The following is a 20882-nucleotide window of genomic DNA, read 5'->3' on the forward strand; positions in this document are numbered from 1 at the left end:
TTATTTAATAATGAGATTAAAATTAATAAATGGAGTTAGTTATGAGTACTTTTGTCACTGGTGTTTATCAAAATTTGTTAAATATTAGTTTTAAACAGTTTGTATTCAATCAATTAAGATCGAAATCTCTTGTCTGAGATTTGAAAAAACAATATTTTTGCATTCAAAAATTAACACAATGAATACAAATAAATATGTTTTTTCACAAGTAACTTCGTTTTTACCCCAAAGATTTTTTAATAGATTAGTTTCTAAATATGATGATAGGACTAAAAATTGGAAATTTTCTCATTGGAACCAGATGTTAGCCCTAATTCTAGTACAACTTATGGGCTTAGCCTTAGAGAACTTGTTGGCACTATCAATTGATAGTTAGATAGGAGGCTGCTTCGGAAGGGCACGAGCTGCAAGAAACGCGCCAGCGAGGGGGATTAAAAACGTTTTCTAATATTGTATTTCCCCTATTTTGGGAAAGCGCTCTAAGAAGGTTTTGGTCTCTTTCATAGTCTTTAGCTTAATGGTGATATGCTCCAACAGAGGGAATGTTTCCGGAGAGAGCCAAGCCAAATCCGCTGACGAAAATGAATTAGTAGCGATACGCAACCTTTGTAATTGGTTTGCTTCTCTAATGTTAAGAATATCAGTAAGGAGCTTCATATTTATCAGTGAAAGGTATCTAAGTCCTTTCAAAGGGGCAAGATGGGGGAGCTTAGTGATCTTATTGGCTCCACAAAACGAAAGACTTTCCAAGTATTTTAAGCCTGATATAAAACTAACATCCTCCAACTTATTGCTATTGAGTATTAGTAAGTTTTTCAGATTAGGCATTTTCTTATCAAGGTCAGTACTTTGTAAGCCTTGTACTTCCAAGAATTCTATAGTAGGTATGGGTTGGAGCAAATCTGTTTGCAAGTCTCTTACATTCATTTTCTTTAAAGATTGTAAGAGGGACAGCTCTTGGTGTTGCTTTTTGGTGAGAGGAAGCTCTAGGCTTATCTTTTCTAATTGGGGGCAAGCCTGCAAGGGAGCGAGACTGATATTTTTATCATAACAAAGCATTAGATCCAATTCTTTCAGATTCTGGAAATGTTCGATACCTTTGAGCGAATCGAATCCCTTGTCTCTATTGCTGATAAATACTTGTTCTACTTGGCACACCGTTTTGAAATCCTCTATATTTATCCAAGACTCTTGGTTACTATCTCTTAAAAGTTGTAGTACAAATACAGACTTATGAGGTAGTGCTACTACTTCGGCTAATATTTGTAGCTTTTCAGGTCGGGGAGGTGCCTCAAAACGCAGTCTGATGGTATGATTCTCTATTTCTTTTAGCTGCCAGATAGTTTCATTAGTGGCATTATTTACCTCTAACAAAGCGAGCGCCTCTCCATTGTAATGTGAATAAAATTGAATTTCTTTGTGCATTATATTTTTGAGAATTTATCCTATGTCATTTTAAACTATTTTTAGCTTCTTCTAATAGTTCGATAAAGGTATTGTATTCTACCTTATGGGTTATTATTTCCTCATTGCTTCGATTCATGGTAGGCGTTTCTACGAAAAAATTATGATCTTCATCGTAGCTAACAAGCGCAATATATTTGTCATCAATGTAGATTTCAGCGACCAAATTGTCATAATTACTATCGCTACTTATGAGTATTTCTTTCTTCATCCGTTTTATTTTAGGCTATTGATCAGCTCTTTTTCTTTTTGGCTAAGATGTTCTACTTCAGGGATATAGCTAGGGTTAGGTTGGTACCAATCCTGTTTGTTATAGAAGGCTTGTAGTGTCTTGTCCTTGAAGATATAGCCGCGGCGGGCGAAGGGGAGGTTGCGTAGCAGGCGCTTTTCTTCTTCTGTTTTGGGTTCTGTTTCGTATTTGAAGTTGGGTAGGTCAATGGTGAAGGGGTAGTCAATAGGGAAGCCCGCACTCTGATGTACCCACAGAGCCCAATCACAGATACATAGCTCTCCCTTTGGGGTAAAGTTCTTCTTCTGGAAGAATAGTAGTCCCTGCTGTACATAGAAGTTGGTAGCATTTAGCCCAGTGCCGTCTCCTGGTCCTTTGTGGGCTGTTTCGGTGATTTTACCTACACCGCTGAGAAGCCATTCTTTGCCGCTTTTGAAAAAAGTATGCTCAATGGAGGCGGTTTGGAAATCCCCCATGTCTATGATGAGGGTAAAGTCGTCTATGCGCTTGTTCGCCCAGCGGTTGGCTGCGGTGAGAATATAGTCAAAAAAGTAGTTGTAGGCGATGCCGCCAGAGATGTTGTATTTGTAGGTATGTTTGAGGATATTCACGCCCTTTTTGAACTTGGCTTTGAAGTGATAGACATACCTGAAATCAATATAGTTGCCGTCTTTATTACCGTTGAAAGTATTGAGGTCTATGCTCTTTATCTTCCCCCCTTTGGCGTAGAGGGAATCGGTTACGTAGGCGATTTGGTAGGGGAGGAAGGCATTATTGAGATTTACTGTAAAATCAAACATATAAGGGTGGTGTCCGTTTTTCGGAGCCCCATCTACATCGCCGCTGGGGCTTTCCGCCTCAAAGCCTACGGTGATTTCCTTGTCCTCCTTGGGGTTGAAGAACTCGTAATAGACCGAGACTTCTATGTATTTATTCTGTATCTTTTTGAGATATAGAATCTCCTTTTGTACGGAAATATCGGTTTCCATGATAGGGACTAAGTGATTGCCCGAACCGAAGAAAGCCCCGTCATTGGCGTAAAGGGCAGTGCTTAATAAGAGTAAAAACCATTTCATAATTTGCTGATTTGTCAATTTGCCGATGTGTCGATGTGCTGATTTGTCGATGTGTCGATTTGTCGATGTGTTGATTGATGTGCTGATTTGTCAATTTGTCGATGTGTTGATTTGTTGATTTGTCGATGTGCTGATTTGTCGATTTGTCGATTTGTTGATTTGTCGATTTGTTGATTTGTCGATGTGTTGATGTGTTGATGTGTTGATGTGTTGATGTGTCGATGTGTCGATGTGTCGATGTGTTGAGTTTTAAGTTGGATAGGGACAAAGGTAAGAATAATTTGGCAAATAGTCAATTAACAATTAGCGATTGATTTGTATTAATAATGCAAATCAATAGTTAAAAAATATCTGTATAATTTAATTCGTTAAGACGCAATAAATTGCGTCTCTACGGATGACTACGCTAATCAGTAGTTGTCTTGGTCAGCGTCTGTGTAGAGACGCAATAAATTGCGTCTTAGAAAGTTGGCAAAGAGGATTTAACTATTGACTCGCATTAATAGCAGAGAATAAAAGACAAACAGTGAATGTTTCGGGTGTTAGTATAATATTTAACTTAAAACAAATATAAATAATTATTTAGATTAAATATAAACCACTAATTTTGCCCCGTTTTTAGTTATATAAAAGTGTTCTTTATGAAAAAGAAAACACAAATGATGGGTAAGTTGCTGCTAACAACAATGATAGCACTTACAATTCCTCAGGTGAAAGCTGCTGACTTAGCGGCTTCCTATGGTATAATAGAACAGGAACGAGAGATCCAAGTAGAAGGGCGCGTGGTAGATGCCCATGGGGCACCACTACTTGGGGTGAATGTTCTTGTAAAAGGCTCCCAACGAGGAGTTGCCACCGATAAGGACGGCTATTACACTATCCGTGTAGATGAGAATGATGTTCTCATATTCAAGTCCTTAGGCTATTACACTCAAGAGATAGGAGTACAAGGGCGTACTTTGCTCAATGTACAATTGAAGGTTTCCCAAGAGGAACTCTCTGAGGTAACTGTTACCTCTACCGGGATCAAGCGAAATATCAAGGATTTTGCAGGTACGGTAAATGTGATTTCGGCTGCGCAAATTAAGGAATTAGCGATTCCTGCCGTAGGAGATGCGGTACGCTTTATGCCTGGGGTCAATTATATAGATGAAGATGGACGAGGCTTGCGCCCAGGGATAGGACTCAGAGGGATAGACCCTGCTCGTAATAGCAACACTTTGGTTGTCATTGATGGGAAAATTCCTATCGGGCAGAGCTATTCCGATATGGGAGGATATTATATGATGCCTGTAGGAGCTATTGAGAGCGTAGAAGTAATTAAGGGTGCCTCTCCTGCCCTCTATGGAAGTGGTAGTATAGGAGGTGTAGTGAATATCATTACTAAAAAAGGAGCTGCTCAGCCTTATACGAATCTTAACTTGCAATATGGTAACCATAATGCGCTAAATATAGGGGTAGAAACTGTAGGTAATACCAATGAAGGTGCTATGAATTACTATGCTGGTTTTCATCGTCGTCAAGGAGACGGCTTTAGAAAATCGCGTAGTTACTATGCTGTGAATGACTTTACAGGCAATGTTACCACTAAGATAGGGGAGAAGAATGAATGGCGCTTCTTCGTTAATGGCTTTACCGAATACTCAGAAACCCCAGGAGGGCTTAGCCAAGCACAATGGGATGCTGATCCAGAACAATCAGTGAATCCTCACGATTTCTTTGAAGCGAGACGTTTTAGTACAGCTATCTCTTACAAGCGCCTTTTTGATGAGCAGAATTCGCTTACTACTTCCCTCTACGGAAGTTATCTCAAGCGTGATTGGTGGCTTGATAACCGCAATACAGACCCTGCTAAGCGCAAATTTACGTCAGCTTTACGAGATATTCCTTCGGTGGGACTCTTCTCCGATTATGAACGTACCAACACCCTTTTTGGTAAGGAAAATAAACTCTTGGCAGGGGTACGCTTACATACCGATATTACCCATGATGTATCTGTAGCAGGTGATAAAATAGGTGTGAAGGAAGGAAAAACCACTGCCAATTCAGCCAATACTGTTGCTGTGGTGGAAGGTTACGTGTTTGATGAGTTCCATATCACCGATAAGTTCAATATCAACCCTGGCTTACGCTATACCTTTGTGAATTACGACAAAGAGGATTACTTCCGCAATCAGTGGGATAACACCAATGAAGATGCCTTTATCTACTCTTTAGGGTTATTCTACAAGTTCTCTGAAGATTATCGTGCATACTTTAGTTATTCCAAAGGATATAAGATGCCACAGATTCGTGAGGCTTTTGTAACTAATGGTGATTTGGATGCAGAAACCTCCAATAACTATGAATTGGGCTTGCGTACTACTCCAGTTGATTGGTTGGAAGTGGAATTGGCTGCTTATATTTTGGATTTTGACCACAAAATATTCCGTGAAGGAGGTTTGCTCAATAACGGAGGTAAGGCACTACACCAAGGAATAGAAATGAGTGGTGCCATCTATCCTGTGGAAGGATTGAAACTCTATGGAAGTGGTGCTATCCAGAAAGCAACTATAGAATATGGTATGTACAAGGGTAACCGCATACCTTATGCCCCTCGCTATACAGCTACTGCAGGAGCAAAATACCAATTTGATTGTGGAGGCGGTGTTCTTACCCTCAATGGCTATGGAAACTTTGTAAGCTCTCAGTTCTCGGATCTTAAAAACACCTTCGAAGGTTCTGCTGATGGTAATGTAGGATTGATTCCTAAGTTCTTCTTGCTCAATGCTACAGCTAATTATAGTATCAAGCAATGGAATGTGAATCTTAATGCGCTAAACCTACTCAATCGCAAGTACTTTACTACTCGTCACAGAGCTTGGGGAGGTATTATGCCTGCGGCTACTATTAGTATATTAGCTGGAGTAGGCTACCGATTTTAATTAGCCGATTAGCTGATTTGTCAATGTGCTGATTTGCCGATTTGCTGATTAGTCAATGTGCTGATTTGCCGATTTGCTGATTAGTCAATTTTTTAATTTGCCAATGTGCTGATTTTTTAATTAGCATATTGGCAAATTTATTTGTTATAAAAAAATTCTTTTTTTTGGTGATATAAAAAATATTTTCTATCTTTGCGCTCTAATTACGAATAAAAAAATATAACTGTCTTTTATAACAGAATTTAATCATTGTAGAATAAATATATAAAGTATGACAACATTCAAACAATCTACCAATGCGCTCCATGCAGGGTATGAGCCATTGGCACACCAAGGTGCTCAAGCAGTACCTATCTATCAGACAACATCCTATGTATTTGAAAATGCAGATGATGCCGCAGGAAGATTTAATCTTTCGGTTCCTGGATACATCTATACCCGATTGAATAACCCTACCAATGATGTGTTGGAACAACGCTTGGCTGCCATAGAGGGAGGAGTAGGCGCTGTGGTAACCTCCTCTGGAGCAGCTGCGCTGACTACGGCTTTCCTTACCCTCTTGCGTACAGGGGATCATATTGTATCCTCCAATAGCTTATATGGAGGTACTTATAACCTGCTGAATGTAACCTTGCCACGCCTTGGGATTACCACTACCTTTGTAGATCCTAAGGAGGTTGCTCACTTTGACCAAGCTGTACAGGATAATACCCGTGCTATCTTTATAGAAACTTTGGGTAATCCTAAATTGGATGTGCTGGATATAGAGGCTATCGCAAAAGTAGCTCAAAAGCACAAAATTCCTTTGATTGTGGATAATACAGTGGCTACTCCTGTGCTTCTGAATCCGATCAAACATGGGGCTAATATAGTGGTACACTCTCTTACCAAATATATAGGAGGTAATGGAACCTCGCTAGGTGGGGCGATTATTGATGGGGGTAACTTTGATTGGAGTAGTGGTAAGTTTCCTGAATTTACCGAACCTTCTGCAGGTTATCACGGACTTATCCTACATGACGCCTTGGGTAATGCTGCCTATGTGGCTAAGCTACGTATAGAGGGCTTGCGCGACCTGGGAACAGCTCTTAGCCCATACAATGCTTTCCAGATATTACAGAGCCTAGAGACCCTTCCTATCCGTGTGAAGAAACACAGCGAAAATGCGTTGGCTCTTGCCAAATGGCTTAAGGCACAGCCTGAAGTGGCTTGGGTGAACTACCCTGGATTAGAAGACAGTCCCTACAAGGCTTTGGCAGATAAATACCTACAAGGAGGACAGAGTGGTTTGGTTACCTTTGGTCTTAAAGGAGGTTTTGAGGCTGCTAAAAAGATGGTTAATCATGTAAAGATTTTCTCCCTATTGGCTAACTTGGGTGATACTAAATCACTTATTATTCACCCTGCTAGCACTACCCATCAACAGCTTAGCGAAGAAGCGCAAGTACTCACAGGGGTTACCCCCGATCTTATCCGACTTTCAGTAGGATTGGAGGATATAGAGGACTTGCAGAACGATCTTAAACAAGCGTTTAAGTGAAAAGTGAAAAGCGAAGAGTGAAAAACGTTCTTCACTTTTCATTAAATAAGGGGTGCTCCTATGGAGTCACCCCTTATTCGTATTAAATTATGAAGAAAATTGATTTTCAGGTGTTTGTGGTATTGTAAGATGCGATAAATAGCCTCTCTCATAAGAGCTATAGACTTGCACCAGCTGTGGTGTCTGTGTTCTCCTCAGTAGGTTGGTTTTCTGTGTTTTCAGGTTGTTCTACGTTGTTTTTGAGGATGAAATCTACAATGATTTTGGTTAAGTGGATAGATTCGTTTCCTAATACGTTATGTTCCTGATTAGGATATAGGAAGGAGTGAATCACTTTGCCTTCGTTAATAGCCGCTTGTGAAATAGTGAGCATGTGTTGAGGGACTACGATAGGGTCTATATAGCCATGGATATAGAGGATATTGCCTTGCAAATTCTTGATATAGTTGGTTACAAGGTTGTCCTGATAGCCTTGAGGGTTTTCTTCAGGGGTATCCATATAGCGTTCGCCATACATAACTTCATAGAATTTCCAATCAATCACGGCGCCTCCTGCTATTGCAGTAGTGAAGGTGCCAGGGTGGCGGTACATGAGGGAGGAGGAGAGGAAACCTCCGAAGCTCCAACCATAAACAGCCATACGCTTGCTATCTATATAAGGAAGTGATTTTAGGTATTCTACCCCTTTCATTTGGTCTTTCATAGCATATTTAGCTAAGTCGCGGTGTATTACACTTTCAAAGGCAAAGCCGCGATTTTCGGATCCACGGTTGTCCAAAGTAAAGATGATATACTGCTCATTCTGAGCCATAGCGAGCATCCAAGGATAGGTAGCCCCATTCCACTGATTCACTACCAATTGGTCATGAGGGCCTCCGTATACATACACCAATACGGGGTATTTCTTTTTAGGGTCAAAGTCGCGTGGTTTTACCATTTTAGCATAGAGAGGGGTACCATTATCGGCTTTGATAGTTAGGAACTCTACGGTACCTACATCATAGTTTTCCATAGGGTTAGGTGCCTGATAGAAAGTCTTGGAAGAGCCTGCATTGACATCGACCAAGGAGACATTGTAAGGTGTCTTTAGGGCACTGTGGATATCCAATAGGTAGCGACCATTGCTGCTTAGGTAAGCGGTGTGATATCCCGCCTTGGGGGTGAGGCTTCTTACGGTACCTTTTCGGATATTTACACTATAAATATGTTGGTCACGAGGGTCTTCGCCTGTTCCTTGGATAAATACATTGTCTCCATTTTCGTCAAAGCCTAAAATCTCCTGTACTACCCACTTGAAGGCAGTGAGTTGGCGGAACTTAGTAGAGCGTGTATTGCCTACATAAAGGTTCATAAAGCCGTCTTTTTCACTCATCCAAATAAACTCATTGTCATGCTTAGGGATGAAGATAGCAGGCTTCTCAGGCTCTACCCACTTGGGGTTGCTTTCTTTCCAAAGGGTTTGTAGTTTTTCGCCAGTTTCTCGGCTATAGGCATTCAGGTCGTAGTGGTCTTGGCTACGTTTTACTTCTGCCAAAAGGATTTGTTTTTCGTCGGGTGTCCAAGCCAAGTTGGTTAAATAGTGTGCATCTTTGTTATCTACCTTGAGGTAATAGGTAGTTTGTAGTCTTACGTCAAATATTCCTATTTTGGCAATTTCGTTTTTGGAGCCCGCCATAGGATACTTGATGCTCTTGAGAGTTGCAGGGGTGGTATTGATATCCACTAACGGATAGTCCTGTACTTGGCTTACATCTTTCACGTAGAAAGCAATGTAATTACCCTTAGGAGACCAGAAGATACCTTCGTTGATACCGAACTCATTGCGGTGTATGAATTGGCCAGAGATGATATTTTCATCTTTGGACACAGCGATAGGGAAGCGGGGTTCCTTCTCCGTTGCTAAGAAAAGGTTGTTATCCATAGTATACGCCACAGCTCTTTGTTGGTGGTTATAGACTCTGTTTTCTGCCTTTTCAGGAACTGCGATAGAGAAAATAGGCCTTTCGATCAGGTAGTCATACACATAGAAATGATCAGAAGTTTCCACTACCACTTGGTTTCCGTCTATATAAGAGATGGTAGGGTAGCCGCTCTCTATATTATAAGTGTCGGATAGTTTTTGCAAATTGATAGCCCCTACTTGGGTTCCTTTGGTATCAAAGATAGCGAGGTTTCCTTCCTTGAAATAGGTGTAGGTGTCAGTTCCTTGTATCCACTGGAGGTAATACAAGCGTTTGGACCATAAGGCACCATCATAAGTAGCCTTGTCGGTTGCGATGGTTTGCTTCTGCGCAAGTCCTATAAAAGGCAAACATAAGGCCAATAAAAGAGTTATTTTTCTCATTTTTTTGTAATTTGGAGCACAAATATACGTTTTTTTAAACGAAAAAAAAAGCAATAAGTATCAAAACTTATTGCTTTTTTAGATTAATAAAAAGAAGTTATTCTTTTACAGTCCTATGCTTCTGCGAGTGGTTCAATAGAAACAAAGGATTTGTTGTTCTTTTTCTTTTGGAATCTTACAATTCCGCTTACAGCTGCATGCAATGTATGGTCTTTTCCCATATATACATTTTCTCCTGCAGCATGTACCGTACCTCTTTGGCGAACGATGATGTTACCAGCTACAGCAAGCTGACCTCCATAAATCTTTACACCAAGTCGTTTAGAGTGAGATTCTCTACCGTTCTTAGAACTACCGACACCTTTCTTGTGAGCCATGTTATCTGATTTAGTGCTTGATTATCAAGCGGTTATACAATTATTTTACAATACCTCCGTTAAGTTCGTCTTGCCACTTTTTGAGTTCGTCCCACTTACCATCAGCAGCGAGTTTAGCTTGTTGAGCCCAAGTTTGAGGGTCAAGGTGAGCTAAAGTTTTGCTTGCTTCCACCAGGATAGTGCGGATTTCTTCAACGGATTTCTTAGACAATTTTTCAAAAGTATCTACTCCAGCTTTTACAAGTGCTTCAGCTGCTTTAGGGCCGATACCTTCTACCTTAGTAAGGTCGTCTTTTTTAGCTTTTTTAGGTTTGCTTTCTTTAGCAGGGGCTTTTTTTCCACCAGAGGCGAGGATTTCTTCAATCTGAATTTCAGTAAAGAGTTGACGGTGTCCGTTTTTCACTTTGTAACCTTTACGTCTTTTCTTTTTGAAAACGATTACTTTGTCGCCTTTTACGTGGCGTAAAACTTTAGCTTGCACAGAAGCTCCATCTATGGTTGGGGCGCCGATAGTAATTGCTCCGTTTTGGTCTAAAAGAAGAACTCTGTCGAAGATAACTTCGCTTCCTTCAGCGTCTTCCAAGCGGTGAACAAATACTTTTTGGTCTTTGCTAACTTTGAATTGTTGCCCTGCCATCTCTACAATTGCATACATATTCGTTTGCTTTTTAATTAAACAATAATTGGGTGCAAAAGTAAGGCTTTTTTTGGAAAGCACAAAATTTTTCGAAGAAAAAAAATTAAGTGAATAGCGAATAGTGAGGAGATACTATTCACTTTCCCAGAGGAAGCGGCGTTCGGCAGTGGTTTCTCCTACCTTTACCTTATTAATATGAGTAAAACTTACTAAGGGGTCAGCCTCTACGAACTGAAGCGCTTTCTTGATACAATAGTCTATCTTGTAGGCGACGGCGATACATACACGGTGGTTGCCTACTAGTCCCATTGCCATATAGATATATTCGCCAAGGGTGAAATAATCTGTGTCAATGAGCTGGATTTCGTGGATGATTTCTTTGCTGTAATTCATATATTAAGTGATTAGAGAATAGTGAAAAGTGAAAAATGAAAAGTGATGAGTCACTCTTCATTTTTCACTATTCGCTTTTTATTTTTAGAATAGGTCGTTGGCAGTGATGCTCTTGTCGTGCTTGGTGTAAGCGGTGGGTCGCTTAGCGAAGAAGTCATCAAGTTCATTGACAAATACTTCTTCCTCAAACCACAACATAGGGGCTGCCTCCTGAGCGGTGATGCCGAAAGGCTTGCCTAAATCTAGTTGGGTTAAGGCATCATCAAGGCGGTAACGCATATAGTTGGCTAGATCCTTTTTGGTGAAGAAACTTAGTTCGCCCTCTTCAAAAATCCAGTCCAACATTTTGTCCTCCAATAGGATATATTCTCGGATAAACTGGGTAGCTTCTTCTCTGGCTTTGGCACGGAAGTCAGGGTTTTCCTCGAATATGGTTTTGAGGATGTAGATACCTGCATTGGCATGTACCTGCTCATCAATAGAAGTCCAAGCGATGATATTTGCCACATTCTTCATATACCCCTTGAAACGAGTGAAGGAGAGGATAGTGGCAAACTGGCTAAATAGAGAAGCATTTTCTATAATCAGGGTGAAGAAAAGGATGCGTTCCATGGCATTTTCCCTGTTTTTTGCCAGATATTCCTTGAGTATGGTATTTCTTTCCTTGAAGATAGGCACTTCCAAGAGTGTTTCGAACTCATTGTTGTAGCCTAATACCTCCAATAGGCGCGAATAAGCTTCAGAATGGCGGAACTCACACTCGGCAAAGGTAGCACCTAGCCCATTGAATTCAGGCTTAGGGAAGATGTCATAGAGGTCTCCCCAAAAGGTTTTTACCGCTACTTCCACTTGGGCAATTCCCAAGAGGGCGCGCTTCACGGCTTCTTTCTCTACCAAGCTGAGGTTGGACTTAAAGTCTTGTATATCAGCGGTAAATTCTACTTCAGAGTGCACCCAGAATGTTTGGTGCATCATATCCACGAATTTCATTACTTCTGGATATTCAAAGGGCTTGTAATTTTCCCTTTTGTCAAATATTCCCATTTTTTTTAATTGTTAATTGTCGATTATTAATTCTCAGACGAGTAGGCTAAATTAGTGATAGTGATGAGCGAATTGCCATTTGCCCCTACAAGCATTAATGACTAACTGCTAAATATATGATATAAGCTATAATGGCGGCGATGAAAACATAAAAAAACCATTTGAAAAAGTCAGAGGAACCTTTTTTGATAAATAGCGTATTTTCTTTATCACTGGTAGTTTGTTCTTTTCTATAGGGTGTTTGTCCTTTCTTGGTGGTTTGGGTACTTTTCTTAGGGGTGTAGCCTGCTTTGGCTTCCATTTCTAAAATAGCCTTGCGGAAGGGTTCGCGCGCTTCATTAAAGCCTTCTGGGGCATCTTCCCAAATGGAGAGGTAGTGATTTCTTACACGCTCCCATACAGGGTGACCTGGGGTTACTTCCTCCTTGTGATTGCCTTTCTGATAAAAGAAATGTACCTTACCATTTGCATCACTATTGGCGCTGATACTCTCATAATTTTCACTGTAACGGGTTTGTACCTGAGCCACCGCTGCCTGCAAGTCGGTTTGCTTACCCAAAAAAAAGTTATCAATGATATCTTTGGCTTCCTTCAGGCCTATATGAGCGGTATCCATTAAGAGTTTTATTGCTGCGAGCTTGTTGCCCTCATGGACAAGAGTCTCAATCTGGTTAATATCAGTTTGTGTCATAAGTGAAAAAATGTGTGCAAAAATAGCATATTCAGAAAGGTTTTGCAAGAGAAAAAAATAGAAAATTGCTAATCACTTATAAACAAAAGACTTATTTTTTCAACAGAAGAATGTTGATAACTTTAATAATGATTGATATTGGGTACGAGCTACAAGCTCGCGCCAGCGGAGGGAAAAGTGAAAAGTGAATAGTGAAAGGCGTTTTTCACTATTCACTATTCGTTATTCACTCTTTAGAATTGTAGTCCTAATTCTTGGACAAAGGTTTCGAGGAAAGGGTTTTGTTCCTTGAGGGCGTTGTATTTTTCCTCGAGGGTATAGGGGACATAGGTTGTTGAGGCTTCCTTGTTTAGGGTGACCTCCATGGTGATATGGTAGTTCTTGAGTTGCTTGTGGATATAGGTGAGTAGGCGTTGCTGATTCGACCGTATGTCTATATCGGCAATGTTGCTATTTGCCTTCACTTGGATGACATCTTTTTCAATGGTTGGGGTATTCTTGCCCAGATAACTAATAAGGAGATGCTCGCCCCGCTTGTCCAAGATAGCCAACATGTTCTGCCATACACGGGCAAAGTCCTCTTGGGTATATGCTTCGTTGGGTAGGTCTTGAGGGTTTAGGCTGTGCTCATCGCGCACCTTGGCTGCCTCTCGCTTGAGCTGTATGCTCTTAATCGAAGTAGCCGAAACGCTATTTGCAGGAGGAGTTGTTACAGGGGTGTTTTGCTCTGTTGAGGGGTTAACTTGTTGTGAATGAGATTCTTCTGTCTTGTTTTCCTTGGGCGAATTTTTATGAAATACGGAGGCAGGGATTATATATCCATCATTTTTTTTTTATCCCCTTCGTAGGTCAATGAGGCTAGTTGCATGAGTGCCAGCTCTACCAATAGGCGAGGGGTGCGGCTTGTCTTGTACTTGAGGTCGCAATCGGAAGCAATCTCCAAGGCACGAACAAGGAAAGGAAAGTCGCACTTGGCCGTTTGTTCGGCATACTTCTTTTGGGTTTCCTCACCCACTTCCATAAGGGAGATGGTCTTTCCATTCTTACATACCATAAGGTCGCGGAAATGTCCTGCCAAACCAGCTATAAAGTGTTGTCCGTCGAATCCATGAGCGAGGATACTATTGAACTCCACTAGTAGCTGAGGTATATTGTTGGATACGATTAGGTCGGTTATCTTGAAATAAGTATCGTAGTCTAGGACATTGAGGATCTCGGACACTGCCTGTCGGGTAATGGTTTTCCCACAGAAGCTCACCACACGGTCAAAGATAGAAAGAGCGTCGCGCATGGCGCCATCGGCTTTTTGGGCGATGATTTGTAGGGCTTCATCTTCGGCTTCTAGTCCTTGTTCCTTTGCGATATATTTGAGATACTCACGGGCATCACTGATGGTAATACGCTTGAAATCAAATATCTGACAACGAGAAAGAATCGTAGGAATTACCTTGTGCTTCTCGGTGGTGGCTAGGATGAATATGGCATGCGCGGGCGGTTCCTCCAGGGTCTTGAGGAAGGCATTGAAAGCGGCATTGGAGAGCATGTGTACCTCGTCAATGATATATACCTTATACTTACCTACTTGGGGAGGGATACGCACTTGTTCGATGAGCGAACGGATACCCTCAACACTATTGTTGGAAGCGGCATCGAGTTCAAAGATGTTGAAGGCGAAGTCGTTATCTCCGTCCGTAGGGGTGGTTTTCTCATTGATCTTCTTTGCCAAGATACGGGCACAAGTAGTCTTACCCACTCCACGAGGCCCTGTGAAGAGTAGTGCTTGCGCCAAGTGATCATTGGCGATGGCATTCTCCAAGGTGTCGGTGATGGCCTTTTGTCCTACCACATCCATAAAGGTTTGTGGACGATATTTGCGTGCGGATACGATGAAATTCATTCCTTCAGTTGTTAGTTATTAGTGGTTAGTTGTTAGTTATTAGTGGTTAGTTTCTGTACTAGCTACCAATCTCTAAAACTATTTTTTCCCATTCCTGCATGAGGGTGTCCAGCTGGGCTTTTTTGTGGCCGTACTGTTCCATGAGGGAGGGAGTTGGGTTATTTTGTATTTGGGTGTCCATTTGAGCGATCTCCTTTTCAAGGTCGCTTATTTGTCGTTCTACCTTGCTAAGCTGGTTGGTGAGCTTCTTACGCTCTTTTTGTTCTTCGTAGGAAAGGGTCTTTTCCTTTTCTACCACTACTTCTTTTTTGACCTCTTCACCCTTTTCTATCTCTCGGAAAGAGGACACGGCTCTTTGTTCCAAGTAGAAATCAATGTCACCGAGATATTCCTTAATCGTATGATTCTTGAACTCATATACCTTATCAGTAAGTCCGGTGAGGAAGTCACGGTCGTGGGATACGATAATAAGCGTTCCCTCAAAGCGCTGGAGAGCTTGCTTGAGGACATTCTTGGAGGCAATGTCTAGGTGGTTGGTAGGCTCGTCCATGACCAATACATTGAAGGAGGAGAGGAGCATTTTTGCCAAAGCCAAGCGATTGCGTTCGCCTCCTGAGAGCACCTTTACCTTTTTCTCTACTTCGTCACCGCGGAAGAGGAAAGCACCGAGGATATCGCGTACCTTGATTCGGTTGGAGTCATTGGCTGCCCCTAGCATAGTGTCCAAGAGGGTGAGTTCGCCGTCCAAGTAATGGGCTTGGTTTTGGGCGAAATAGCCTATCTCTACATTGTGCCCTAAGCGGATATTTCCTTCAAAGGGTATTTCCCCTATAATCATTTTGGCTAAAGTTGTTTTCCCCTGTCCGTTCTGTCCGACGAAAGCTATTTTGGAACCACGTTCTACCAATAGGCTTACATCCTTGAGAATCAATTTGTCATCATAACTCTTGCTGACATGGTCTATTTCCAAGACTACTTTGCCTGGTTGTTGGGAGAGGGGGAAACGCACGGACATGACTGCGGTTTCCTGCTCATCAACCTCGATACGCTCAATGCGGTCTAACTTCTTGATAAGGGATTGTGCCATAGATGCTTTGGAAGCTTTGGCACGGAACTTATCAATGAGCTTTTCCGTCTGTTGGATCATTTTTTCTTGGTTCTTCTGGGCGGCAAGCTGTTGGGTAATCATCTCCTTTCGCAGCTCCAAGAAAGCCGAATATGGTTTGGGATAGTCATAGATACGTCCTGCCACAATCTCAATGGTGCGGTTGGTTACATTGTCCAAGAACATTTTGTCGTGGGAGATAATCACCACGGCACCAGGGAAGGACTTGAGGAAGCCTTCAAACCATATAATAGATTCAATATCGAGGTGGTTGGTAGGCTCGTCCAACAGGAGAATGTCGTTCTTCTCCAAGAGGAGTTTTGCCAGCTCGATACGCATGCGCCATCCTCCTGAGAAACTATCGGTCAGGCGAGAGAAGTCCTCGCGAGAGAAGCCCAGTCCAGAGAGGATGCGCTCGGTGTCGCCCTTATAGGTATATCCTCCATGGATTTCGTATTCGTGAGTCACATCGTGCAGGCGGATAAGGAGGTCATTATAGCTCTCGCTTTCGTAATCGGTACGGGTTGCCATCTCATGATGGATGCTATCCAATTCCTCCTCAAGGCGCATCAGTGTGGTGAAGGCCTGATAAGCCTCCTCCAAGACAGTACGACCTGCAACGAAGTCAATATCTTGTTTTAAATAGCCTATCTTAGCATTCCGCTCTAAGGCAATAGTCCCTGTATCGGGAGCTAATTCCCCAGAGAGCATTTTGAGCAAGGTGGATTTTCCAGCACCATTTTTGCCAATAATCCCCACGCGATCACCGCCGACGAGCATAAAAGCCACATCGGAGAAGAGCGTTTCCCCTTGGAAGGAGATAGATAAGCCACTAACATTCAGCATAGTTGTATGATGTATAAGATAGGGGGCAAAAATACAAAAAATAAGTGAATAGTGAAAAGTGAATAGTGAAAAACTCTATTCGCTCTTCACTTTTCATTCTTCACTTTTCATTCTTCACTTTTCACTACTTCTGTTTTTCTTCGCTTAGGGGTGCGGTTGGGTTGGTTAGCATCCTCTGGATCGCGGTAGCCTATCGCCACGGCGAAAAGAGTGCGGTAACCATCCTTGGGCAAATGCTTGTCGTACTCTGAGGGGAGGAAACCCTCCATAGGGGTAGAGTCGATTCCCATGGCAGCACAGGCGGAGAGGAAGTAGCCTAAAGCTACATACACTTGGTGTCCCATCCATGCTTCCACATGAGCATCGCCTTGGCTTTTGATATACTTCTGGTAGAAAGCAAAGCCACTTTCTGAGATATAAGAGGGCGCTTCTTGTTCGAAACGAGCTACACTCTCTAACACTCTAAAGATGACAATATGGCTGGCCGCTTTCACTCGCTCCTCATTGATTAAGGAAAGAGGCGCAAAGAGATTATTCTTACGCTCCTCACCCACGAAAACAAATTGCCATGGTTGGCTATTGATAGAGGAGGGTGCCAAGCGGAGGATTTCTTTGAGTTGGTTAAGGGTATCTTCTGGGATACGCTTTCCGTTATACATCTTGGTAGTGTAGCGATTTTGTGCAAGGTTTAAGAAATTCATCAGATATAGTTTTTGGGCAAAAGTACAACTTTTAATTGTTAATTATCAATTGTCAATTGTTAATTCTGTACTGCGTAACTATAGACTGACATCTGACTGCTGATCACTGATTTCCGTGAAGAATGTTAAATAGTTGATAATTATAGATAATTAATTATTATTTTTGTACTTTTGCCCTTTAGAAAAATGGAATAAATTATTATGAAAAAAATTCTTCTTTCTTTATTAGGCTTGATAGCCTATGAAGGTATGGCACAACAGTCCTTTATAGGGCTTAGGACGAGTACTTATGGAGGAGCCCTCTCCACTATTTCCAATCCTGCACATGCATTATGGGCACGTCCTTGGGATGTAAACCTTGTGTCCATAGATGCTAACTTAGGTAATAATGAGATGGGAATGTCCTTGGATCTAGAGAAATCCTTCAAGAAATTCACGGATAACCTTGCTAACTCAAAAGTGATAAATGCAGGGATTAATGTCGATGTACTGGGACCATCCTTTATTGTACGTGTTAATAAAGAACATGCCTTGGGGCTTGTAAGCCGTATGCGTATTATGGGTAATACTACTGGTATTGACAGTAATGTATTGCAGGCACTTATTCAGGCTAAGAAAATGGATCTAGATCCTTCTCAGCTCTACCATGTACGTAATATCTCCGATATGAACATCTTGGCCAATGCCTTTAGAGAAATAGGGGCAGTATGGAGCTATACTGTAATGAACGATGGATATAATATTCTCCGATTAGGAGTAGGTGTGAAACTTGTACAGGGTACAGGTAGCTTCCGTATGGGCTTCGAAGGAGTGAATAGCAATAATGTAGAACTCCTTAAGGATGCTAATGGTGATGTGCTCTTAAGATTCAAAGATGGTAAAGCAGAAGTGAGAAGTGGAGGCTTAGATGTGCTTGGTTCCCCTGACTTTTTCGCTTCCTCCGCCTCTACCATAGGGGCAGACTTAGGACTTATTTACGAATATAGTGAAGACGGCTGTCCTAACTGTGATGGACATATTCCTTACCGTTTTAAAGTGGGTGTTGCCTTGCTTGACTTCGGAAAGCTCAAATATGAAACTAATAACAAGTCTTTCTACTACAATCTAACGAACAAAACCATTAACCTTAGTAATCTTGAAAGTATAGAGCAATTACCTCAAGCAGAAAGACTTGCAGGTAAGTCTTTCACTTCTTCCTTGCCAACTACCTTGAATATCAATTTGGATTACCGCTTTATAGATGGGCTCTACCTCAATCTATCCAGTCAATTGAATATGGTTTCTAAGAATGCATACAATGCGCGTTATGCTAATGACTTTGTGCTTACCCCACGCTATGAAACCCACTGGGGGAATGGTGTTTTCGGAGCCTTCTTACCTATCAGCTATAACGAAGTATCAGGCTTCAATACAGGGGCTGCTTTCCATGTAGGTCCGCTTGTATTCGGTTCTCGTAGTATCTTAGGTAACCTTATAGGAAGTTCTAAGGAACTCAATGCCTTTGTAGGTATCCGATTTGGAAATATCTATCAATAATGATCTTTGATCAGTAGTTAGTGATTAGAGATTAGTTATTAGTGGTTAGTTGTCAGAGGTTAATGCTGACAACTAACCACTAATTATTCATAGCAAACTCAAAATTAAAAACTCAAAAACGGAAAAATTATCGTATATTTGCACCTCAAATAAAACTCATGCAAGAAGAGATAGTAACCCCTGATAAACATTCAGATAAGGGGAAAAAAGAACAAGTACAAGAGATGTTTGACACCATCTCTCCTGCCTATGATGGGCTGAATCGTGTGATGACCCTGCGTATGGATATCTCTTGGCGTAAGCGTGTCAGGGAAAAGGTAGCACAGATTAAGGCTGGCACAATTCTTGATGTAGCTACGGGTACGGGTGATCTAGCCATAGAACTCTCTAAAATAGAGGGGGCACACATCACAGGAGTAGATATTTCCCAAGGGATGCTCTCGGTGGGGGAGAAGAAGATTAAGGAGCTGGGACTTTCTGAGCGCATTAGTATGCAACTGGCCGATAGTGAGAACCTACCCTTTGCTGATGGTAGTTTTGATGCAGTAACTGTTTCCTTCGGGGTACGTAACTTTGAGAACCTCCAAAAAGGGCTTTCTGAACTTAGGCGTGTGCTACGCCCAGGGGGTAGATTGGTCATCTTGGAGACTTCGGTACCTACGCGATTTCCCTACAAACAAGGCTATCGACTTTATACCCGTTTTGTAGTGCCTCTTATGGGCAAATTTTTGGCAAAGAACCAAAATGCCTATGCTTACCTCTCGGAATCGGCAGCCAAATTTCCTTTTGGGGAGAAATTGGCCAATATACTCAAGGGAGAAATTGGCTTCTCTTCGGTGAATTATTATCCCCAATTCTTAGGCGTAGCTACTATATATGTGGCTGATAAGTAAGAGATTATGAAAAGAATTATATTATTTATATTTTTATTACCCACACTGGTAAGTGCCCAGCCCATTATCAATTTGGAAGATTTTGATTATCAGAAATTCCAATGGGGCTATTACTTTGGACTCAATACCATGGACTTTCGCTTAGACTATGAGCGTTTTGACTATACCAATGCGAATCTTACAGATATACAAACCAAGAAATCCTATGGGTTCAATGTAGGACTCACAGGGGATTTACGCTTGATAGAGCACCTGAGTGCACGTTTTGAGCCAGGGCTCATCTACAACAAGAGAGAGCTAGATTTTCCAGGTTTTGCACAAGATCGTTCGCGCTATCGTGAGGTAGCCTCCACCTATATCTATATCCCTGTGCTCTTGAAGTATGGTTCCAAGCGCTGGGACAACTTCAAGCCCTATGTTACTGCGGGTGCTTCGATGACACTAAACTTGAGTGCTAACAACAAATCGAGAGAGGACAATGTAGAAGGAAAGTTCAGGGTGAACCCCACAGTATTCTTTTATGAACTTGGCTTTGGGATTGATCTATATACCCCTCATTTCCGCTTTACCCCCTCCATACGAGGGATGTTCTCTATCAATAACGAACTGATACCCGATAATGATCCTAACAGTCCTTGGACAGGTAACCTTAGGCGTATCTATACCCGGGCGGTGATGATCAACTTAACTTTTGAATAAATTCAAGATATGAAGAAAAATATTTTCACCATTCTTATAACCTTGTTCTGTGTAGCTTTCGCAAGTGCACAAATCAATTTTCAGCCGTCTTTTGGAGGCGGGCATGAGGAGGAAAACCCAGTGGTATGGACTTTTTCCCAAGAGAAACTCTCTGAGGGAGAATATCTGCTCACTTTCCATGGGAAAATTGCTCCTAAGTGGCATGTTTATTCCCAAAACAATCCTAAGGGAGGGGCACTCCCTATGGTAATTACCTATACCACGGAGGGGATAGAACTCGTAGGTGACTCCAAGGAGGAGGGACTCCAGAAGGCATTCAACGATATTTTTGGGGTAGATGAACTCTTTTTTGAAAAAGAAATAAAAATCACCCAAAAGGTAAAACTCACGGATCCCAATGTAAAACATATCAAAGGAAATATCTTCTGCCAAGCCTGTATAGATGTGTGTATCAACCTCAAAGAAGACTTCGTATTCTCCCTTGAC

At 41.7% G+C, this 20882-nt stretch carries 20 protein-coding genes; 7 read left to right on the plus strand and 13 right to left on the minus strand.

Annotation, left to right across the window (positions count from 1 at the left end; translation table 11 throughout):
* Nucleotides 1–178 precede the first annotated feature (178 nt).
* Nucleotides 179–376 (plus strand): DUF4372 domain-containing protein, encoded by a 198-nt coding sequence (locus tag Q0625_RS14940; protein ID WP_366125061.1) that lies wholly within the window; start codon nucleotides 179–181, stop codon nucleotides 374–376.
* A gap of 68 nt (nucleotides 377–444) precedes the next feature.
* On the opposite strand, the gene Q0625_RS05045 is transcribed toward Q0625_RS14940, so the two are convergent.
* Genes Q0625_RS05045 through Q0625_RS05055 form a run of 3 tightly spaced genes read right to left on the minus strand, consistent with a single transcriptional unit; the run spans nucleotide 445 to nucleotide 2769 of the window.
* Nucleotides 445–1425, minus strand: coding sequence for a leucine-rich repeat domain-containing protein (locus Q0625_RS05045; protein ID WP_298824064.1), 981 nt, complete (start codon nucleotides 1423–1425; stop codon nucleotides 445–447).
* A gap of 25 nt (nucleotides 1426–1450) precedes the next feature.
* A complete protein-coding gene (locus tag Q0625_RS05050; protein WP_298824067.1) occupies nucleotides 1451–1675 on the minus strand; it encodes a hypothetical protein in 225 nt (74 codons plus the stop codon).
* A gap of 5 nt (nucleotides 1676–1680) precedes the next feature.
* On the minus strand, nucleotides 1681–2769 hold the full coding sequence (locus Q0625_RS05055) for a YARHG domain-containing protein (RefSeq protein WP_298824071.1): 1089 nt from the start codon (nucleotides 2767–2769) through the stop codon (nucleotides 1681–1683).
* 641 nt (nucleotides 2770–3410) lie between these two features.
* On the opposite strand from Q0625_RS05055, the gene Q0625_RS05060 reads away from it, so the two are divergent.
* A complete protein-coding gene (locus Q0625_RS05060) occupies nucleotides 3411–5693 on the plus strand; it encodes a TonB-dependent receptor (RefSeq protein WP_298824074.1) in 2283 nt (760 codons plus the stop codon).
* A gap of 271 nt (nucleotides 5694–5964) precedes the next feature.
* A complete protein-coding gene (locus Q0625_RS05065) occupies nucleotides 5965–7233 on the plus strand; it encodes an O-acetylhomoserine aminocarboxypropyltransferase/cysteine synthase family protein (protein ID WP_298824077.1) in 1269 nt (422 codons plus the stop codon).
* Between the two features lie 157 nt (nucleotides 7234–7390).
* Here Q0625_RS05065 and Q0625_RS05070 read toward each other — a convergent pair whose 3' ends face one another.
* From Q0625_RS05070 to Q0625_RS05115, 10 genes are all read right to left on the minus strand, one after another.
* Complete coding sequence (locus Q0625_RS05070; RefSeq protein WP_298824079.1) at nucleotides 7391–9577, minus strand: DPP IV N-terminal domain-containing protein; 2187 nt, start codon at nucleotides 9575–9577, stop codon at nucleotides 7391–7393.
* Between the two features lie 113 nt (nucleotides 9578–9690).
* A complete protein-coding gene (rpmA, locus tag Q0625_RS05075; RefSeq protein ID WP_009641095.1) occupies nucleotides 9691–9954 on the minus strand; it encodes a 50S ribosomal protein L27 in 264 nt (87 codons plus the stop codon).
* Nucleotides 9955–9994: 40 nt separating this feature from the next.
* Nucleotides 9995–10609 (minus strand): 50S ribosomal protein L21, encoded by a 615-nt coding sequence (gene rplU / locus Q0625_RS05080; RefSeq protein WP_298824084.1) that lies wholly within the window; start codon nucleotides 10607–10609, stop codon nucleotides 9995–9997.
* A gap of 114 nt (nucleotides 10610–10723) precedes the next feature.
* Complete coding sequence (locus Q0625_RS05085; RefSeq protein WP_298824087.1) at nucleotides 10724–10984, minus strand: hypothetical protein; 261 nt, start codon at nucleotides 10982–10984, stop codon at nucleotides 10724–10726.
* Between the two features lie 84 nt (nucleotides 10985–11068).
* Complete coding sequence (locus Q0625_RS05090) at nucleotides 11069–12028, minus strand: ribonucleotide-diphosphate reductase subunit beta (RefSeq protein ID WP_298824089.1); 960 nt, start codon at nucleotides 12026–12028, stop codon at nucleotides 11069–11071.
* 94 nt (nucleotides 12029–12122) lie between these two features.
* On the minus strand, nucleotides 12123–12719 hold the full coding sequence (locus tag Q0625_RS05095; RefSeq protein WP_298824094.1) for a 50S ribosomal protein L7/L12: 597 nt from the start codon (nucleotides 12717–12719) through the stop codon (nucleotides 12123–12125).
* Between the two features lie 233 nt (nucleotides 12720–12952).
* Complete coding sequence (locus Q0625_RS05100; protein WP_298824098.1) at nucleotides 12953–13357, minus strand: hypothetical protein; 405 nt, start codon at nucleotides 13355–13357, stop codon at nucleotides 12953–12955.
* Between the two features lie 173 nt (nucleotides 13358–13530).
* On the minus strand, nucleotides 13531–14616 hold the full coding sequence (gene dnaX, locus Q0625_RS05105; RefSeq protein ID WP_298824100.1) for a DNA polymerase III subunit gamma/tau: 1086 nt from the start codon (nucleotides 14614–14616) through the stop codon (nucleotides 13531–13533).
* Between the two features lie 58 nt (nucleotides 14617–14674).
* Nucleotides 14675–16567, minus strand: coding sequence for an ABC-F family ATP-binding cassette domain-containing protein (locus Q0625_RS05110; protein WP_298824102.1), 1893 nt, complete (start codon nucleotides 16565–16567; stop codon nucleotides 14675–14677).
* Nucleotides 16568–16674: 107 nt separating this feature from the next.
* Entirely contained in the window at nucleotides 16675–17268 is a 594-nt protein-coding gene (locus tag Q0625_RS05115) for a nitroreductase family protein (RefSeq protein WP_298824104.1), read from the minus strand.
* A 201-nt stretch (nucleotides 17269–17469) separates the two neighbouring features.
* Here Q0625_RS05115 and Q0625_RS05120 point away from each other — a divergent pair, with 201 nt between their 5' ends.
* From Q0625_RS05120 to Q0625_RS05135, 4 genes are all read left to right on the plus strand, one after another.
* A complete protein-coding gene (locus Q0625_RS05120; protein WP_298824106.1) occupies nucleotides 17470–18804 on the plus strand; it encodes a DUF5723 family protein in 1335 nt (444 codons plus the stop codon).
* Nucleotides 18805–18938: 134 nt separating this feature from the next.
* Complete coding sequence (gene ubiE / locus Q0625_RS05125; protein ID WP_298824115.1) at nucleotides 18939–19697, plus strand: bifunctional demethylmenaquinone methyltransferase/2-methoxy-6-polyprenyl-1,4-benzoquinol methylase UbiE; 759 nt, start codon at nucleotides 18939–18941, stop codon at nucleotides 19695–19697.
* Between the two features lie 6 nt (nucleotides 19698–19703).
* Entirely contained in the window at nucleotides 19704–20396 is a 693-nt protein-coding gene (locus Q0625_RS05130) for a porin family protein (protein WP_298824109.1), read from the plus strand.
* A gap of 9 nt (nucleotides 20397–20405) precedes the next feature.
* The coding region (locus Q0625_RS05135; protein ID WP_298824111.1) for a protein-disulfide reductase DsbD domain-containing protein at nucleotides 20406–20882 on the plus strand (477 nt) is incomplete at its 3' end.

Source organism: uncultured Capnocytophaga sp. (genome assembly GCF_938029845.1).
Taxonomy (GTDB): domain Bacteria; phylum Bacteroidota; class Bacteroidia; order Flavobacteriales; family Flavobacteriaceae; genus Capnocytophaga.

Coding starts and splice junctions, on each gene's coding strand:
- Q0625_RS14940 (WP_366125061.1), top strand. CDS start 179: ATGAATACAAATAAATATGTTTTTTCACAAGTAACTTCGTTTTTACCC.
- Q0625_RS05045 (WP_298824064.1), bottom strand. CDS start 1,425: ATGCACAAAGAAATTCAATTTTATTCACATTACAATGGAGAGGCGCTC.
- Q0625_RS05050 (WP_298824067.1), bottom strand. CDS start 1,675: ATGAAGAAAGAAATACTCATAAGTAGCGATAGTAATTATGACAATTTG.
- Q0625_RS05055 (WP_298824071.1), bottom strand. CDS start 2,769: ATGAAATGGTTTTTACTCTTATTAAGCACTGCCCTTTACGCCAATGAC.
- Q0625_RS05060 (WP_298824074.1), top strand. CDS start 3,411: ATGAAAAAGAAAACACAAATGATGGGTAAGTTGCTGCTAACAACAATG.
- Q0625_RS05065 (WP_298824077.1), top strand. CDS start 5,965: ATGACAACATTCAAACAATCTACCAATGCGCTCCATGCAGGGTATGAG.
- Q0625_RS05070 (WP_298824079.1), bottom strand. CDS start 9,577: ATGAGAAAAATAACTCTTTTATTGGCCTTATGTTTGCCTTTTATAGGA.
- rpmA (WP_009641095.1), bottom strand. CDS start 9,954: ATGGCTCACAAGAAAGGTGTCGGTAGTTCTAAGAACGGTAGAGAATCT.
- rplU (WP_298824084.1), bottom strand. CDS start 10,609: ATGTATGCAATTGTAGAGATGGCAGGGCAACAATTCAAAGTTAGCAAA.
- Q0625_RS05085 (WP_298824087.1), bottom strand. CDS start 10,984: ATGAATTACAGCAAAGAAATCATCCACGAAATCCAGCTCATTGACACA.
- Q0625_RS05090 (WP_298824089.1), bottom strand. CDS start 12,028: ATGGGAATATTTGACAAAAGGGAAAATTACAAGCCCTTTGAATATCCA.
- Q0625_RS05095 (WP_298824094.1), bottom strand. CDS start 12,719: ATGACACAAACTGATATTAACCAGATTGAGACTCTTGTCCATGAGGGC.
- dnaX (WP_298824100.1), bottom strand. CDS start 14,616: ATGAATTTCATCGTATCCGCACGCAAATATCGTCCACAAACCTTTATG.
- Q0625_RS05110 (WP_298824102.1), bottom strand. CDS start 16,567: ATGCTGAATGTTAGTGGCTTATCTATCTCCTTCCAAGGGGAAACGCTC.
- Q0625_RS05115 (WP_298824104.1), bottom strand. CDS start 17,268: ATGAATTTCTTAAACCTTGCACAAAATCGCTACACTACCAAGATGTAT.
- Q0625_RS05120 (WP_298824106.1), top strand. CDS start 17,470: ATGAAAAAAATTCTTCTTTCTTTATTAGGCTTGATAGCCTATGAAGGT.
- Q0625_RS05130 (WP_298824109.1), top strand. CDS start 19,704: ATGAAAAGAATTATATTATTTATATTTTTATTACCCACACTGGTAAGT.